Source organism: Caballeronia sp. LZ003 (genome assembly GCF_031451465.1).
Lineage (GTDB): Bacteria > Pseudomonadota > Gammaproteobacteria > Burkholderiales > Burkholderiaceae > Caballeronia.
The window spans coordinates 1472870-1488015 of the sequence record NZ_JARUXJ010000004.1 but is presented as its reverse complement, the minus strand read 5'-3'; the positions used below and the strand labels follow the sequence as shown (position 1 = coordinate 1488015).

Genomic DNA, 15146 nt, shown 5'->3' with positions numbered 1-15146 from the left:
AGTGAGTGGTCGCTTAAGGAAAGGAATGTCAGGCCGCGCTTGCTGTCGCGGCTCGTTGTGGTTCTTCTGTCGTCACGCCGAGCGCTTCCAGCAGTTTTGTTCTGAGTGCTATGGCGTTGGCGTCCGCACGCGAACGCGGCCGCGGAAAGTCCACGGTGAAGTCCGCGCTTATCTCGCCTTGCGACAACACGACAATGCGGTCCGACAAGAGAATGGCTTCGTCGATGTCATGCGTCACCAGCACGACCGCCGGCGTATGCGCGCGCCACAAGCGTGCGACGAGGTCGTACATGCGGATGCGGGTCAATGCATCGAGTGCGGCGAAGGGTTCATCGAGAAGCAAGAGACGCGGCTCGCGCACGAGCGCTCGGGCCAATGCGACGCGTTGCGCTTCGCCGCCCGAAAGCGTCTTTGGCCAGCCTTCCGCGTGACTTGCAAGACCCACTTCGTCGAGCGCGGCGAGTGCGTCGTTTTTTGCGGCGCCCAACCTGTCATGGCCGATGACGACGTTCTCCCACACGCGCCGCGCCGGCACGAGACGCGGTTCCTGAAACACGACGGAGCGCGCATTCGCCACGCGCACGCGTCCTTCATCGGCCTTGTCGAGGCCCGCGAGAATACGCAGTAAAGTGGTCTTGCCGGCGCCCGATGCGCCGAGCATCGATACGAATTGGCCGCGCCTTATGTTCAGCGATACGTCCTTGAGTACTGCACGTCCGCCGAAGCGACGGCTCACGCCTTGCAATTCGAGTGCGATTTCACGATGATCGCGTACGTTCTTCAAGGCATCGATATCAGGCGAGCTCAAAGCGCGGCCTCCACGGAAGCGCGACATGTTCGAGACCGCGCATGATGAGATCGGTGAGAATGCCGAGCGCCGCATAAACCAGAATGCCCGCGATGATGATGTCCGCGCGCTGGTTCTGGTTCGCATTGACGAGGATGTAGCCAATGCCGTTCTGTGCGTTGATCTGCTCCGCGACGACGAGCGCAAGCAGCGCCACGGCGGACGCATAGCGCAAGCCGACGAGTATGGAAGGCAGCGCGGTCGGCAGAATGATGCGCAACGCTACTTGCCGGCTCGATAGCCCGAACACGGTGGCCGCTTCGAGCAGCTTGGGATCGACACCGCGCACGCCCGCGTAGGTGTTGAGGTACATCGGGAAGATGGTCGCGGCGAGAATGACCGCGATCTTCGCGCCCTCGCCGATACCGAACCACGTGATGAAGAGCGGAATGAGCGCGATGAATGGAATCGTGCGCAACATCTGCAAGGGCGCATCGACGACTTCTTCGCCTACGCGCCACAGTCCCGCGAACAAGCCCGCAATCAGGCCGATCCCGCCGCCAATGGCAAGGCCGGTCGCCGCACGCGCAAGCGATACGCCGATAGCGCTCTGCAATTCGCCATCCGCGACGAGTTCCTTCAATGCAGCAAGAATGACGGTCGGCGGCGGCAGCGTTTCGGGCGCGATGAGTTGCAGCGACGACACGAGTTGCCACAGCACGACAATCGCAATGGGCACGCCCACGCGCAAACTGCGCGAGCGGATGAGCTTCCAGTTCAGTGTCGTGGTACGGGCACGTTCGCGTGTGGGCAGTTCGACCAGCGTCTGTGCGCCGGATGCGCGTGGCGCGGGCTGTTCGAGCGGCGTGCCCGGATCGAGCTCGAGTGTCGCCGAGGAAAAGCGAGGGGCATTCATGGGCATTCTTCGAGTGAGAAAGAGAACACCCGATACTACGTTCGTGTTTGCCCCACGCAAACCAACGGTTTGCCAGATGCTATCCAAGGATCGCGCAATATCGTTTTGCGCGCCGCTGGCTCACGTTCAGGCGAGATCCGTGCTGGCTTCCTCTTGCGTCACCGCATAGCGAGAGCGCGGTCTTTCGAGACCAAGATGATCGCGCAACGTGCGCCCTTCATAGCCGTGTCGGAAGAGCCCGCGCCGGCGCAATTCAGGCAGCACCAGTTCAATGAAATCATTCAGCGAATCGGGCAGCAACGCGGCCATGACGTTGAAACCATCCGCCCCGTAATTGACAAAGCGCTCTTCCAGCGCATCCGCAACCTGCACCGGCGTGCCGACGATTTGCCAATGACCGCGCGCGCCCGCAATGCGCAAATAGAGCTGACGTATGGTCAGATTCTCGCGGCGCGCCAGGTCGATCATCAAGCCCTGGCGGCTCTTGCTGGCATTCGTTTCCGGCAAATCGGGAATGGGTCCGTCGAGCGGATAGCCCGAGAGATCGAAGCCGCCCGTGAGCGTCGAGACCATCGCTAGGCCGACCACGGGATCGATCAATGCCTGCAGTGCATCGAACTTTTCGCGTGCTTCTTCTTCCGTGCGTCCGACTATGGGCATGACGCCCGGCATGATCTTGAGCGATTCGGGATCACGTCCATATTGCGCCATGCGTCCCTTTACATCGGCATAGAACGCAACGGCATCTTCGAACGTCTGCTGCGCGGTGAAGATCACTTCGGCGGTGCGCGCGGCAAGCGCCCTGCCCGCTTCGGACGATCCCGCCTGCACCACGACAGGATGACCCTGCGGCGCACGCGAAACGTTCAGCGGACCATGCACCTTGAAAAACTCGCCGCGATGGTCGAGCACGTGCCGCTTGTCGGGATCGAAATACCTGCCCGATGTTTTGTCGCGCACGAAGGCGTCGTCGTCCCAGCTATCCCACAGGCCCGTCACCACTTCGGCGAATTCCTCCGCGCGTTCGTAACGGTGTGCATGCGCGAGATGCTGATCGAGATTGAAGTTGCGCGCTTCATGCTCGCTCGACGAAGTGACGAGGTTCCAGCCCGCGCGGCCGCCGCTGATGTGATCCAGCGACGCGAACTTGCGCGCGATGTGATAAGGCTCGTTGAACGATGTCGATGCCGTACCGACCAACCCGATGCGCTCCGTCACGGCCGCAAGCGCGGACAACAGCGTAAGCGGCTCGAACTGCGCGACATAGCTGTGCGCGGTGCGGCTCAGGAACGCGGCATCGTCGCCGCGCGTGCCGGAGCCATCGGCGAGAAAGACGAGATCGAAGCTCGCCGCTTCCGCTGCCTGCGCGAGCGCTGCGTAATGCTTGAAGTTGACGCCGGCATCCGCGACGGCATGCGGATGACGCCACGCGGCAATGTGATGTCCCGTCGGATAAAGAAACGCGCCCAGGCGCAGTTGTCCGCTTCGTTTTGCCATGGCGTCGTCGATCAGTTGAGTGCGACAGCGGCCGCGGCACCCACCGGCGAGCCTTCGATTGCCACCGATGATTGACCGTCCGGTCCCACTGGAATATCGCCGACAAGCGTCGTGCGATATAGCTGTCGATCGAAATCCAGATCGAAGATATCGGTCGGCGCGAGATGCGCGGTCGTGCGGTTATCCCAGAACGCGATGCTGCCCGGCTCCCACTTGAAGCGCACGGTGAATTCCGGCCGCGTCACGTGTTCCCACAGCAGTTCGAGCAACGCCTGACTCTCGCGCGGCGCAAGACCCGCGATGTGCTTGAGAAAGCTCGGGCTTACATACAGCGCGCGTTCGCCGGTTTCAGGATGCACACGCACGAGCGGATGCTCGCTCACGAGCGTGTGCTGGTCGACCGCTTTCGCGAAAGCATCGGTGCCGGCGGCGCCTTGCGGCGGCGCGAAGCGATGCACGCCACGCAGGCCATCGACGAATGCGCGCAGCGGCGCCGAGAGCTTTTGGTACGCGGCCACGAGGTTGGTCCATTGCGTATCGCCGCCATACGGCGGAATGGTCACGCCGCGCAAGATGGATGCATACGGCGGATTCACGGCAGCGGTGACGTCCGTATGCCAACCGGTCCACGGACGCAATACCGACTGCCCTTCGAAGCGCGTGGCCTTGCGGAACTTGGAGATCGAATAAATCTCGGGATGCCCGTCCACGTGACCGAAGACAGGGTGGCCCACCGTCAATTGGCCGAACTGCGCGGAAAACGCGACATGCTGTTCATGACTCAGGAATTGCTCGCGAAAGAACACCACGCGCCACTTCAGAAGCGCGTCGCGAATGGCCTTGACCTCGTCCTTCGACAAGGGCCGCGTAAGGTCGACACCGCTGATCTCCGCACCGATATGCGCGGACAACGGCTTCACTTCGACACGCGCTGCGTGTTCGATGACGGCTGCGTTCATATGCCTGTCTCCTGATTGATGTTGATGCCGGCGCGGATGCTCGCGTCAACTGCCTTGCGCATTTGCATCGTCCACGAAAAAGTAGTCGCGCCAGGACTTCGGTTCATGATGAATCACGCCTACGCGATAAAGAAAAGCGCCTAATTGCAGCGTGTTTTGCGGCGTCGTCGTGAAGCTCACGTCTTTGTCGCCGAGAATGCGTGCGACGAAAGCGGGCGTGAGTTTCGACTCGTCCTGACGAAGATAGATGGCTGCGGCCTGTTGCTTGTCGCTCGTAACGAGCTTTGCGGCATCGACAAGTGCGGCGCGTACGGCTGCATAGGTCTTCGGATTGTCCTTGCGCCATTTCTCCGATGTCACGACCACGCTGCCCGTCGATGGACCGCCGAGAATGTCGGTCGAGCTGATGACCTTGTGGATCTTCGGATCGTCGAGCTCCTGATACTGATACGGCGCGTTCGAGAAATGCAGGTTGATGACCGAGTTGCCCGAGAGCATCGCGGTGGTTGCATCGGCATGCGGCATGTTCACTTCGAAGCGGTCGAGTTGCGCGTAGTTCGCGTCGCCGTATGCCTTGGCCGATGCCATCTGCAACAGCCTGCCCTGCTGCGAGACCGCGACGGAAACCACCGCGATGCGGTCCTTTTCGCCGATATCCTTGATGCTGCGAATGCGGGGGTCGTTCGAAACGAGCACGACCGGAACCGAGCTTTGCGCCGCGATTGCACGGAAATTCTGGTGACCTTGCGTGCGGTCCCAGATCGTCATGAGCGGTCCGATGCCGAGCGTGGCGATATCCGCCGCACGCGAAAGCAGCGCTTCGTTCACGGCCGCGCCGCCGGAGAGCGTGTGCCATTCCACGTCGATCTTGATTCCGGCGCGCTCGCCTTCCTTCTCGATGAGCTTCTGGTCCTTCACGACCTTCAGCAGCAGCGAGCCGATGCCGTATTGATCGGCGACTTTCACTTCGCCTTCAGCATGCGCGCATTCGAAGGGAAGCGCGATCGATGCGATCAGCGCGAGCGCGGCCATGCTGCGATTGCTTGAGCCTTTGATCGTCATGCGGGGATTTTTGCCGTGGATTCGTCGCGCCAAGACGATGAAATGTACAAGCCGTCTCGTCACGCGCGAACCAAGAAAACGCCATACGGTTATCTCCGTGCGAGATAAGGTGCGCGGCACGGCACTTGCACATGCTTACTGAATATCCTTAGCGCAAATCATGCGTTCCGATACGCACGTTCGCTGGCTATCATGTTTAGTCTGTCGGCTCGCCGTAAAACGAACGCGCGCGCTGCTTTACCTTTCATGGAGCGTTCACCTTGACTCGAAACACCTCATCGCGTCAGCCGCTGGTTGTCGGTATCGGCGGAACGACGCGGCCGGCATCGTCGACCGAGCGTGCGCTGGCTTTTTCGCTGCGCGGCGCACAGGAATCCGGCGCGCGCGTGCAGTTGTTCGGCGGCGCGTTCCTGCATAGCCTGCCGCACTACGCGCCTGAGCATCGCAATCTGACCGACGAGCAGCACGAACTCATCGAGGCGGTGCGTATCGCCGACGCAGTGATCATCGCGACGCCGGGCTATCACGGCGGCATCTCGGGGCTGGTCAAGAACGCGCTGGATACGCTGGAAGAGCTGCGTGAGGACGAACGCCCTTATCTGGATGGGCGCGCAGTCGGCAGCATCGTGACCGCTTACGGATGGCAGGCAGCAGGCACCGTGCTGACGTCGCTGCGTTCGATCGTGCACGCGTTGCGCGGCTGGCCGACGCCTTTCGGTGCGACCGTCAACACGCTTGAAACGCGTTTTGAAACCGCCGATACGTGCTCCGACCCGAAGGTCGTCGAGCAGCTGCGCACCGTGGGCCGTCAAGCATCGAGCTTTGCGCTCGCATTCGCCGCGCACGATAGCGACGCTTATCACGATGTCGAACGACGCGTGGCCGTCGCGCAGAGTTAAACGACGTCGCCTTAACGAAAAAGCCTTCGCCGTGCGTGGCGAAGGCTTTTTTTTCATGGGCGCTACGGCTTGTTCGCGCTCGCTATCACTAAGCCGATTCGGGCCATCCACCGAACTTGGCGATCTCGTCCAGCGCAAGGCGTGCACGTGGCGCCTGCTCACGTTCGGCAAGCGCTTCGGGCAACGCCTCTGCCTCGCCATGATGCGCGATGGAGATCATGCTCAAAGCCTGATAGCGCTCGGGAATCGCGAAGGTATCGCGCAATTTCGCTGCATCGAAGCCGCCCATCGCATGGGCGGCGAGGCCGAGTGCATGCGCCTGCAACAATACGGCAAGACCCGCGGCGCCCGCGTCGTAACTCGCGCTTGGATTGATGGTGCCTTTGGCCGTGAGCGTATCCGCAAGAACGGCGATGAGCACCTGCGCATGCGCGTTCCACGACTGATTGAACGGCACGAGCGTGGCGAATGCGCGCTCGAAGGCCGCTGCATCTTGGCCCTTCTCGAACACTACGAAACGCCACGGTTGAACGTTATAAGCGGACGGCGCCCAGCGCGCGGCTTCCAGAACCGCGACTACCTGTTCATGCGCTACGGGCTGCTCTGCATACGCGCGCGGACTCCAGCGCCCTGCAAGCAGCGGATGAATGTCGATATCGGTTGGAGCGGGACGATGTGTCATGCGTTTATCTTCGATGGATATGACCATGCTTCATATGCGAAGCTTGGCAGTCAAGGGAATGCATCAAGTGTCGCCGATGCGCGCGGCATGGACAAGTCGCTTCAGGCGTTCATCTGTTCGAGATGCGCGAGCAGCTTCGTCACCATCCACACGACGGTAAGTCCAAGCAACACGAAGAACGCTGCAAGGGGCGCGAGGATATGGACCGATACGAAGCCCGCGAGTCCCATCATCACCGCCGATACGAGCAGCAATGCGCAACCGAGTATCGCGCTCGTCAATCCAGCAATGTGGGGAAACAGCGAGTTGCCCTTGGCCATCAATGTCGGATACATGGCGCCTGCGCAGAAGCCCATTACGAGGACCGGTAGCGCAAGCGTCCACACTTGCAGACCTATCGTCAACGAAAGCAATAGCATCACGATGGATGCGCCCGCCATGATCCGCGAGCCATACTTGAGCCGTTGTTCTGCTGTCGGCAGACGCAGGCTGTGAATACGGTTGGACAGGCCGCCGAGAAAGTACATCAAGCCGATGCCAAGCGCGAGGTAACCGAAGTAAGTCGGCGGCTTATGCAACGTGTTCTGCACCATGAAAGGCCCGACGATGTTGAACACGAGCAGAATGCTGTAGCACAGTCCTTGCGCAAGAAAGCAGCTCTGAAAAACCGGGCTCGACAAGACCTTGCCCGTGTTCGCGACGAGCGTACGTAATTCGAGTCGAACAGGCTTGGGTAATGTCTCGCGATAACGCCACACGAGCACCCACATGACAATCGAATACACGAGCAGAAACACGAGACAGGCCTTCCAGCCGAACCACTCCTGCAAGTGCGCACCGATCACGGGCGCAATGATCGGCGCGAGTCCCCAAGCAATCGACATGTAGGTGAATGCGTGCAGCAGCGCCTGGCCTTTGAATGAATCGGTGATGATCGCCTTGGCGAGCAGATTGGTGGCCGCAATGCCGAAGCCCTGCAGACAGCGCGCCAACAGGAATGTTTCGAGGCTCGGCGCGACGAGTGACAGCAGACAGCCGACCGTATAGACGACGAGTCCGAAGGCCAGCACTGGCTTGCGGCCGTATGCATCCGCTATCGGACCAAATACGAGTTGGCCTAGCGCATAAGCGGCCATGTAACTGGATACGCTCGACTGGATCGCTTGCGGCGAGGTATCGAAGAAGCGCGCCATGGCGGGCAGCGCAGGAACGTAGATGTCGATTGCGAGCTGCCCTGCCGAAGCGAACAGGCATACGAGAAACAACAGATAGCGCGGCGAATTAGATACGCGCGCGACGGTACTGGTGCGGCTGGGAATGTCAGATGGCATGGAGGCGTCGGGAAGCGGGTGGCGATGTGCGATGGCATCGCAACGTATTGTGCCTGCATGAGCGGGATTTGGCGTAAATGTCCACTGCACGCGCGGGGATTGGTAGGATCTCAGGTTCGAGACCATGAATGCAGCACTGAGGAGAAAGGAGCAAAAAATGCTTGAATTAAGGCCCGGTTGCGAATGTTGCGACAAGGACTTGTCGCCCGCTTCATCGGAGGCATTCATCTGCTCGTTCGAATGCACATTTTGCAGCGATTGTACCGAGCAAGTGCTAAAGGGCACGTGTCCGAACTGCGGCGGTGAACTGGTGAAGCGTCCGCGACGACCGGCGGAGAAACTGGAGAAGAACCCGGCATCGACGAAACGAGTCTTTAATCCAGCGTGCCGTTGATTAGTTCGGATGCCGTATAAAATCGAGTTTGACGGTCAAAACTTGACCTTGATCTGAAAGCCGAGCGTGAACGGCAAGTCGCTCGAAGGAATGGGCGGAATGAGGATGATGTTCGCGCCCACGCGCTTATAGTCCACCATGATGAGCGGCGCGGCCACGGGGCCAAGCGTGTGATTGTGGCCAATACCCCAGCGGCCGTAGTCATAACCGGAGATCAAGCCACCCATGGCTGCGAGCCGCACGAAGCCCCAGTGAAGGAACTCGGGCGCCCAGACCCCGCCGCCGTAAAACGAAGGCTTTGAGAGCGAGTTGCGGAAATAGCCGCCGGTTAATGCCCATTGCGGCGAGACCCAGCATTCCACGCCAATGCCGGGATTGAACTGCTCGAAGTGCTTATCGGGATGAACGTGATGCGAGCCGATCATCGCATCGATCCAAACGCCGTCAGAGCACAGCGCGGCGTGCGCCGACGGCGTCCAAGAAACCGTGATCGCAGCGAGCACCGCCGCACACGCGGCGCGAGCGAATCGGAAACAGAGTGGCCATGAGCGCATGATTTAGGCGTCTTATTTTCGAGATGAAGGTCGTCGCGAACTCTACCTGATCGTGCCATTTTCGTGTGATGAACTGACACGCACGTGACGAATGCGCACTTTTCTGTTTCGGAGGAAACTCGTTTTTCGCGTCGAGGAGATACAGATCGATGAAAGTTTGGAAAAGCTTGCAATGCGTCGCGCTATTCGCGTTGATCGCAACGAGTGGATGCACGCCGCTTGCCGTCGTCACGCACAGTGTGTCCGCGAATGAATCGAGTGTGCCGCCCGGGATGTATCAGTTAGATGCGCATCACTGGAATGTGAGCTTCGACGTCGATCATCTTCATTATTCGCGCTTTGTCATGCGTTTCGACAAGACGGCCGGACAGCTCGACTGGAGCGCGGATGGCATGACGGGGAGCACGGTGCATGTGACTATCGACGCCGCGAGCGTCAATACGAATGTGCCGTTGCTCGACCGGATGGTGAAGGGCCCCGACATGTTCGATGTCGCGCGTTATCCGAACATCGAATTCGTCAGCACCGGCTTCACGCGTACGGGCAACGACAAGGGCACACTGGCAGGCAATCTCACGATTCGCGGAACGACACGACCCGTCACTCTGGATGTCACGTTCAACGGGCATTCGGTCGATCCACTGACCAAGCTGGAAACGTTAGGCTTCTCGGCCGACGGTCATTTCAGCCGCGCGCAGTTCGGACTGACGACGTGGTATCCGGCAGTCGGCGACGATGTTCACGTCGCCATTCAGGCCGAGTTCGCAAAAGTAAAGCAGTGAAGCGCTGACACTTACGCCGCGGTCCAGTCGAGCACGACCTTGCCGCTGTTGCCCGAAAGCATGGTGTCGAACGCGCGCTGGTAGTCGTCGACGGGGAATGTGTGCGTGAGGATCGGCGAAAGATCCAGACCACTTTGCAGCATTGCGACCATCTTGTACCAAGTCTCGAACATTTCGCGCCCGTAGATGCCTTTGATCTCCAGACCTTTGAAGATAACCTGATTCCAGTCGATCGCAGTTTGCGCGGGTGGAATGCCGAGCAGAGCGACTTTGCCGCCGTGGTTCATCGCTTCCAGCATGGCGGTGAAAGCGCTCGGTACGCCGGACATTTCCAGGCCGACGTCAAACCCCTCGGTCATGCCGAGTTCTTGCATGACATTGCGCAGATTTTTTTTGGAAACGTTGACCGCTCGCGTTGCACCCATCTTGCGGGCAAGTTCGAGACGATATTCGTTGACGTCCGTAATGACGACATTGCGTGCTCCGACGTGCCGCGCAATGGCGGCGGCCATTACACCAATGGGTCCGGCGCCGGTAATCAGCACGTCTTCGCCGACAAGGTTGAACGAAAGGGCAGTGTGCGTCGCATTGCCGAAGGGGTCGAAGATCGCGGCAAGGTCGTCGGAGATATCAGGCGGAATCTTGAACGCGTTGAAGGCAGGGATCACGAGGTATTCGGCAAACGCGCCTTCGCGATTCACGCCGACGCCAACGGTGTTGCGACACAAGTGACGTCGACCTGCGCGGCAATTGCGGCAGAATCCGCATGTGATGTGACCTTCGCCGGAAACGCGATCGCCGATGGCAAAGCCGCGGACTTCCTGTCCCATCTCGACGATCTCACCGACATATTCATGTCCGACGTGCATCGGCACCGGTATCGTCTTCTGCGCCCAGTCATCCCACTTCCAGATGTGGATATCCGTACCGCAGATTGCAGTCTTACGGATGCGGATGAGGACATCGTTATGTCCGACTTCCGGCCGCTTGACGTGAGTCAAGGTAAGACCGGGGGTGCGTTCGAGTTTGGCGAGTGCTTTCATTGTTGGTGTTCCGGGCGGTTGTGTCGCGGCGCTGCCTGTAACCGCGCCGTGCATCTAAAGGTCGCGTGACGTGTCCTGACTTTATGCGCATAAAGGACCCTGCGAGGCGTGAGTCCTAACCGATCACACCAAGCGAGCGGCCCACGCGCGCGAATGCATCGACTGCGCGGTCGATGTGTTCGGCGGTGTGGGCGGCGCTCATCTGCGTGCGGATGCGCGCGCGGCCCTTTGGCACGACAGGGTATGAAAATCCGATCACATAAACGCCTTCGTCGAGAAGCGCGTCGGCCATCTTCGAAGCGAGTTGTGCATCGCCAAGCATGACGGGAATGATCGGATGCTCGCCGGGCACTAGATCGAAACCTAAAGCGGTCATCGCTTGCCGAAACCGCGCGCCGTTTTCGCGAACGCGTCGCCGGAGCGCGGCGCCTTCATTGCTATCCAGCAACTCAAGCACTTTCAGCGACGCTGCCGCAATGCTCGGCGCAAGCGTGTTCGAGAACAGGTACGGCCGGCTGCGCTGCCGCAACAAGTCGATAATCTCCTGATGCGCAGCCACATATCCGCCTGACGCACCACCGAGCGCCTTGCCGAGCGTACCCGTGATGATGTCGATTCGATCGAGCACGCCGCAATACTCGGGCGTCCCGCGTCCGTTCTCCCCGATGAATCCAACGGCATGCGAGTCGTCGACCATGACCAGCGCGCCGTAGCGTTCAGCCAGATCGCAGATGCCAGCGAGATCGGCGATGATGCCGTCCATCGAGAACACGCCGTCAGTTGCGATCAATTTGAAGCGGGCGCCGGCTGCATCGGCTTCCTTCAAGCGCGCTTCGAGGTCTACAAGATCGTTGTTCTTGTAGCGCAAGCGTTTTGCCTTGGAAAGACGCACGCCATCGATGATGCTCGCGTGGTTCAACTCATCGCTGATGATTGCATCATCCTCGGTCAGCAACGTCTCGAAGAGCCCGCCGTTTGCGTCAAAACAGCTTGAGTAAAGAATGGCGTCGTCGGAGTGGAGAAACTTCGCGACTTGTTGTTCGAGCGCTTTGTGGACTGTTTGTGTTCCGCAAATAAAGCGAACGGATGCCATGCCAAAGCCATCTGCTTCAAGTCCGGCTTTTGCGGCTTCGACCAAGCGAGCGTCGTTCGCAAGACCGAGATAATTGTTCGCGCAAAAATTGAGGACGGTGCTCCCGTTGGCAAGGCGGATCTCCGAGAACTGCGGGCTAGCGATGACCCGCTCGCTTTTGTAAAACCCGGCGGCGCGAATCTCGTTAAGCGTAGTTCGCAAATGGGAGAGGTATCGGTCTTTCATCGGCATCTTTCCAGTATCCGGCTGTTTAGGAGTCGATGCGGACCAGCCAGGCTCGGCCACACCTTTAGCCCTGTTATAGTTCATTCATTGCATTGGACAGGTTCGGTATTTCGAACCGATTTCCAGTATATCGAACACTCTAAGGGAATGCAGCGTTCATGACAAGTTCTGTCACAAGCGGCAAGGCTGGTGATTCCTCAGGCAGCGGAACTGCGCCACCACGCGTTGGCGAGCAGATTCAGCGTCTACGCAATGAAAGGAAATTGACGCTCGATGACTTATCCCGCGCCGCTGGCGTTTCGAAATCGATGCTATCGGAGATCGAGCGGGACAAGGCCAATCCGACGATTGCCGTGGCGTGGCGGCTAACGAACGCACTAGGTATCAGCCTCGATCAGCTATTTGCGCAGCAGAAGGCCGGTGACGTCATACGCGTTGCAGGTCCGCATGAGATTCCTACGTTGAATGGTGATAACGGCGGCTATCAGCTTCGCGTGTGGGGACCGATTGAGCTGGCTGGAAAATTCGAATGGTACGAGCTCACGTTGCACGCGGGTGCGGCGCTCATCTCGGACGCGCATGAGCCAGGCACGCGGGAGCATTTGACCGTGTTAAATGGCGCGATCGAAATCGAAGCATCAGGTGCTGCGAAGCGACTGAAGGCGGGGGAAACCGCACGTTACGCTGCCTACGACGGTCATGTCTTTAGGAATGTCGGGCGAGGAGAAGCAAAGGCTTTGCTCGTGGTTATACATGGGTAATGGCCCGACTCGCGAGTCTGCGGTTTTCCGCGAGCAGGTGCTCCGCCTCTTCCTCCAGCGCACAGCAACGGTGGCATGGCACTTCTTTATGCGCATAAATTTCTGGCGCGTCCTGCGAAGACGTAGCATCCGTCTGCGTCGCGCGGCCGCCTTACGTTACTCGCCGCGCACTCCCACGCAGGACTGAACCGCCGATAAGCGAAACCGCACATACACGCAAGGCGACTGGCGAGACCCTACTTTCATGACGGCAAGTACTGTATATTTATACAGTATAAAGACCAGTCGGAAGGGGCGAATCATGGAGTCGAACGGCGAGCATCTCAGCAGGAAGCAGTTTGCACGTGCGGTACAAGATCTGGAACGCATTACGCGGCAGATTGCGGGCCGATACATCGATCTGGGCGTGCCGCTGACCTGGCGTTTGCTGCACGCCATCGAAGCGGAAGCCGTGGCGGACCTGGGCTTCGCTGGCCGGCACGAGGCTGCGTTGCGCGAACTTTTTGCCCGCCCCGACGACTTCCATTTCCCCGAAACCGACGACGTGGTCGATGTCGCCTCTTCCGACGCTTTGCCGGCAGTATTCGCATTCGCCGTCGACGCTTACGAATGCGCTGCACGACAAGGCCGACCGCAACTGGCCATCGCCGCACACTGACATGCGAGCGATGCACGCCGCACATCGCTAGTCATCAGGCGGCAAAGTCCGCCGCCATGTCCGCATCCGTGCGGGCTATAAGTTTGCCGCTGCGGCAGGCCAAGCGGAACGCGTCGTAATCTTTTTCGACTTGATCTGCATAGGAGCTCGCGTATCGGACGAGCACTTCCGCCATGCGATCACCCGAACCCAGATAGCCGGATATCTCAAGCGCGCAGCCGCTTGCCTTGGCATGCGCGCGCGCGAGCGCCCAGCCGCATAGCGACGCGTATCCGCGAAAGGCCTCGCCGCTGAATGTTTCGAGGTCGGCGGATATTTTCATGTCGCGCAGTTGGCGAACATAAAGCGGGCGTCCAACCGGGCCCGACGCCCAGCCTAGAAAAGGATCGCTCGCCGCCTGCATCAGGCGTTGCCCGTGAACGATGCGATGCCCGTCGTGCGTATGTTTTGTCGCGCCGACGTAGCGCGCCACCACGGACGTCGATGCCTCTTTCAACTGCAGGAAGAGCGCCTTACCAAGATGATCGGTAAGCAACAACACGAAGCATCGCGTTCCGACACTTCCCACTCCAACCACTTTGAAAGCGATGTCCTGAAGCGCGAATTGCGACAAAAGCGCGGCGCGCTCGGATGTCAGCGTCGAAACGTAATCGCGTATGAGCGGAGTCAGGATCGTGTGCGAATCGCCTTCGAGCTTCATCCACTCGTCGTCCTCGTCGACGAGCGTGCTTGCGCCACGAATATGAAAGATCGCGGGCGGCGCGTCGCGAATTCGCCAGGCATCGCCCGATCGATCGGCGAGCTTCGGCAGCAGCTTTTCATGCGTGCGCCGGCTCGCGCGTTCGCTACCGCGCTTGATCCGACGTTTCACGTCTTCGTTTTGCACATCGTCGTACATCCTGTCGAACGTAATTCGTTCGTACCAAAGATCCAGCACGCCCATCTCGGCATACTCGCGCATGTGCTGCTGATAGCTCTGGGCCGCTTCGAAGCAGAGTGCTTCAGAGCCCGCACGGCCGTGGCCCAGATGCCTGCCCGCGACCGCCACGCTCGCGACGAGTCGCTTGACGTCCCATTCCCATGGACCTTGTGCGGTTTCGTCGAAATCGTTCAGATCGAATACGAGCGCACGCTCGGGAGTCGCGAACCCGCCGAAGTTTGACAGGTGGCAGTCACCGCAGATTTGAACGGTCAATCCACTCGAAGGTGTACTAGCCAGATCGTGCGCCTGAACAATCGCGCTGCCACGAAAAAAAGCAAAGGGCGATGCCAACATGCGGCCGTATCGCAGCGGAATCAGCGCAGGGACGCGACCCATGCTGCTTATTCGCAGCAACTCGATGGGATCGCGATCGATGTCGCCGACAGCCTCTTGCGTGCCTCGTGGTGTTCGCTGACGCGCGGCACGTCCGCTAGCCCGGCGTTCCTGCCACGTCGACGTCGATTGCCCCGAGTCTGATGCGAAGCCTTCGCCCATGGATCACCTCTCGTTATTATTCGAAG

General features: G+C 59.7%; 16 protein-coding genes. 5 read left to right on the top strand and 11 right to left on the bottom strand.

The genetic code is table 11. The annotated features are described in order from the left end of the window. Positions 1 to 28: 28 nt before the first annotated feature. The 5 genes from QCE79_RS30580 to QCE79_RS30560 all read right to left on the bottom strand — a co-directional run bounded on the left by QCE79_RS30580 (position 29) and on the right by QCE79_RS30560 (position 5221). Positions 29 to 808, bottom strand: coding sequence for an ABC transporter ATP-binding protein (locus QCE79_RS30580; RefSeq protein ID WP_309850324.1), 780 nt, complete (start codon positions 806 to 808; stop codon positions 29 to 31). Beyond that, a complete protein-coding gene (locus tag QCE79_RS30575; protein ID WP_250466342.1) occupies positions 795 to 1703 on the bottom strand; it encodes an ABC transporter permease in 909 nt (302 codons plus the stop codon). The genes QCE79_RS30580 and QCE79_RS30575 overlap by 14 nt, the downstream gene beginning before the upstream one ends. 126 nt (positions 1704 to 1829) lie before the next feature. Beyond that, a complete protein-coding gene (locus QCE79_RS30570) occupies positions 1830 to 3200 on the bottom strand; it encodes an LLM class flavin-dependent oxidoreductase (protein ID WP_309850320.1) in 1371 nt (456 codons plus the stop codon). 11 nt (positions 3201 to 3211) lie between these two features. Then, positions 3212 to 4159 carry a TauD/TfdA family dioxygenase gene (locus QCE79_RS30565; protein ID WP_250493015.1) on the bottom strand — a complete coding sequence of 316 codons (948 nt, stop codon included), beginning with the start codon at positions 4157 to 4159 and terminating at the stop codon, positions 3212 to 3214. Positions 4160 to 4204: 45 nt separating this feature from the next. Then, positions 4205 to 5221 (bottom strand): ABC transporter substrate-binding protein, encoded by a 1017-nt coding sequence (locus QCE79_RS30560; protein ID WP_250466347.1) that lies wholly within the window; start codon positions 5219 to 5221, stop codon positions 4205 to 4207. A gap of 260 nt (positions 5222 to 5481) precedes the next feature. Between QCE79_RS30560 and QCE79_RS30555 the strand changes: the two genes are divergently transcribed. After that, on the top strand, positions 5482 to 6120 hold the full coding sequence (locus QCE79_RS30555) for an NADPH-dependent FMN reductase (RefSeq protein ID WP_250493016.1): 639 nt from the start codon (positions 5482 to 5484) through the stop codon (positions 6118 to 6120). Positions 6121 to 6208: 88 nt separating this feature from the next. Here QCE79_RS30555 and QCE79_RS30550 read toward each other — a convergent pair whose 3' ends face one another. Both QCE79_RS30550 and QCE79_RS30545 read right to left on the bottom strand, forming a co-directional pair. Next, the gene (locus QCE79_RS30550) at positions 6209 to 6802 is read right to left on the bottom strand and encodes a nitroreductase family protein (RefSeq protein ID WP_250509745.1); all 594 of its coding nucleotides are present in this window, start codon (positions 6800 to 6802) and stop codon (positions 6209 to 6211) included. A gap of 101 nt (positions 6803 to 6903) precedes the next feature. Next, entirely contained in the window at positions 6904 to 8133 is a 1230-nt protein-coding gene (locus QCE79_RS30545; protein WP_244828984.1) for a multidrug effflux MFS transporter, read from the bottom strand. A gap of 157 nt (positions 8134 to 8290) precedes the next feature. Here QCE79_RS30545 and QCE79_RS30540 point away from each other — a divergent pair, with 157 nt between their 5' ends. Beyond that, entirely contained in the window at positions 8291 to 8527 is a 237-nt protein-coding gene (locus QCE79_RS30540) for a DUF1272 domain-containing protein (RefSeq protein WP_244829738.1), read from the top strand. A 35-nt stretch (positions 8528 to 8562) separates the two neighbouring features. Here QCE79_RS30540 and QCE79_RS30535 read toward each other — a convergent pair whose 3' ends face one another. Beyond that, entirely contained in the window at positions 8563 to 9081 is a 519-nt protein-coding gene (locus QCE79_RS30535; RefSeq protein WP_309850312.1) for a hypothetical protein, read from the bottom strand. A gap of 149 nt (positions 9082 to 9230) precedes the next feature. Here QCE79_RS30535 and QCE79_RS30530 point away from each other — a divergent pair, with 149 nt between their 5' ends. Beyond that, entirely contained in the window at positions 9231 to 9863 is a 633-nt protein-coding gene (locus tag QCE79_RS30530) for a YceI family protein (RefSeq protein WP_309850309.1), read from the top strand. Between the two features lie 11 nt (positions 9864 to 9874). Here QCE79_RS30530 and tdh read toward each other — a convergent pair whose 3' ends face one another. Together tdh and QCE79_RS30520 are read right to left on the bottom strand one after the other, a co-directional pair. Next, positions 9875 to 10906, bottom strand: a complete 1032-nt coding sequence (tdh, locus tag QCE79_RS30525) for an L-threonine 3-dehydrogenase (RefSeq protein ID WP_309850306.1) — start codon at positions 10904 to 10906, stop codon at positions 9875 to 9877. 115 nt (positions 10907 to 11021) lie between these two features. Beyond that, positions 11022 to 12224, bottom strand: a complete 1203-nt coding sequence (locus QCE79_RS30520) for a glycine C-acetyltransferase (RefSeq protein WP_309850304.1) — start codon at positions 12222 to 12224, stop codon at positions 11022 to 11024. 158 nt (positions 12225 to 12382) lie between these two features. On the opposite strand from QCE79_RS30520, the gene QCE79_RS30515 reads away from it, so the two are divergent. After that, positions 12383 to 12985, top strand: a complete 603-nt coding sequence (locus QCE79_RS30515) for an XRE family transcriptional regulator (protein WP_309850298.1) — start codon at positions 12383 to 12385, stop codon at positions 12983 to 12985. Between the two features lie 301 nt (positions 12986 to 13286). After that, positions 13287 to 13643 carry a DUF2471 family protein gene (locus QCE79_RS30510; protein WP_250526479.1) on the top strand — a complete coding sequence of 119 codons (357 nt, stop codon included), beginning with the start codon at positions 13287 to 13289 and terminating at the stop codon, positions 13641 to 13643. A gap of 34 nt (positions 13644 to 13677) precedes the next feature. Here the strand turns inward: QCE79_RS30510 and QCE79_RS30505 are convergent, their stop codons facing one another. After that, positions 13678 to 15120 carry a DUF2252 domain-containing protein gene (locus QCE79_RS30505; RefSeq protein WP_309850295.1) on the bottom strand — a complete coding sequence of 481 codons (1443 nt, stop codon included), beginning with the start codon at positions 15118 to 15120 and terminating at the stop codon, positions 13678 to 13680. Between the last annotated feature and the right edge of the window lie 26 nt (positions 15121 to 15146).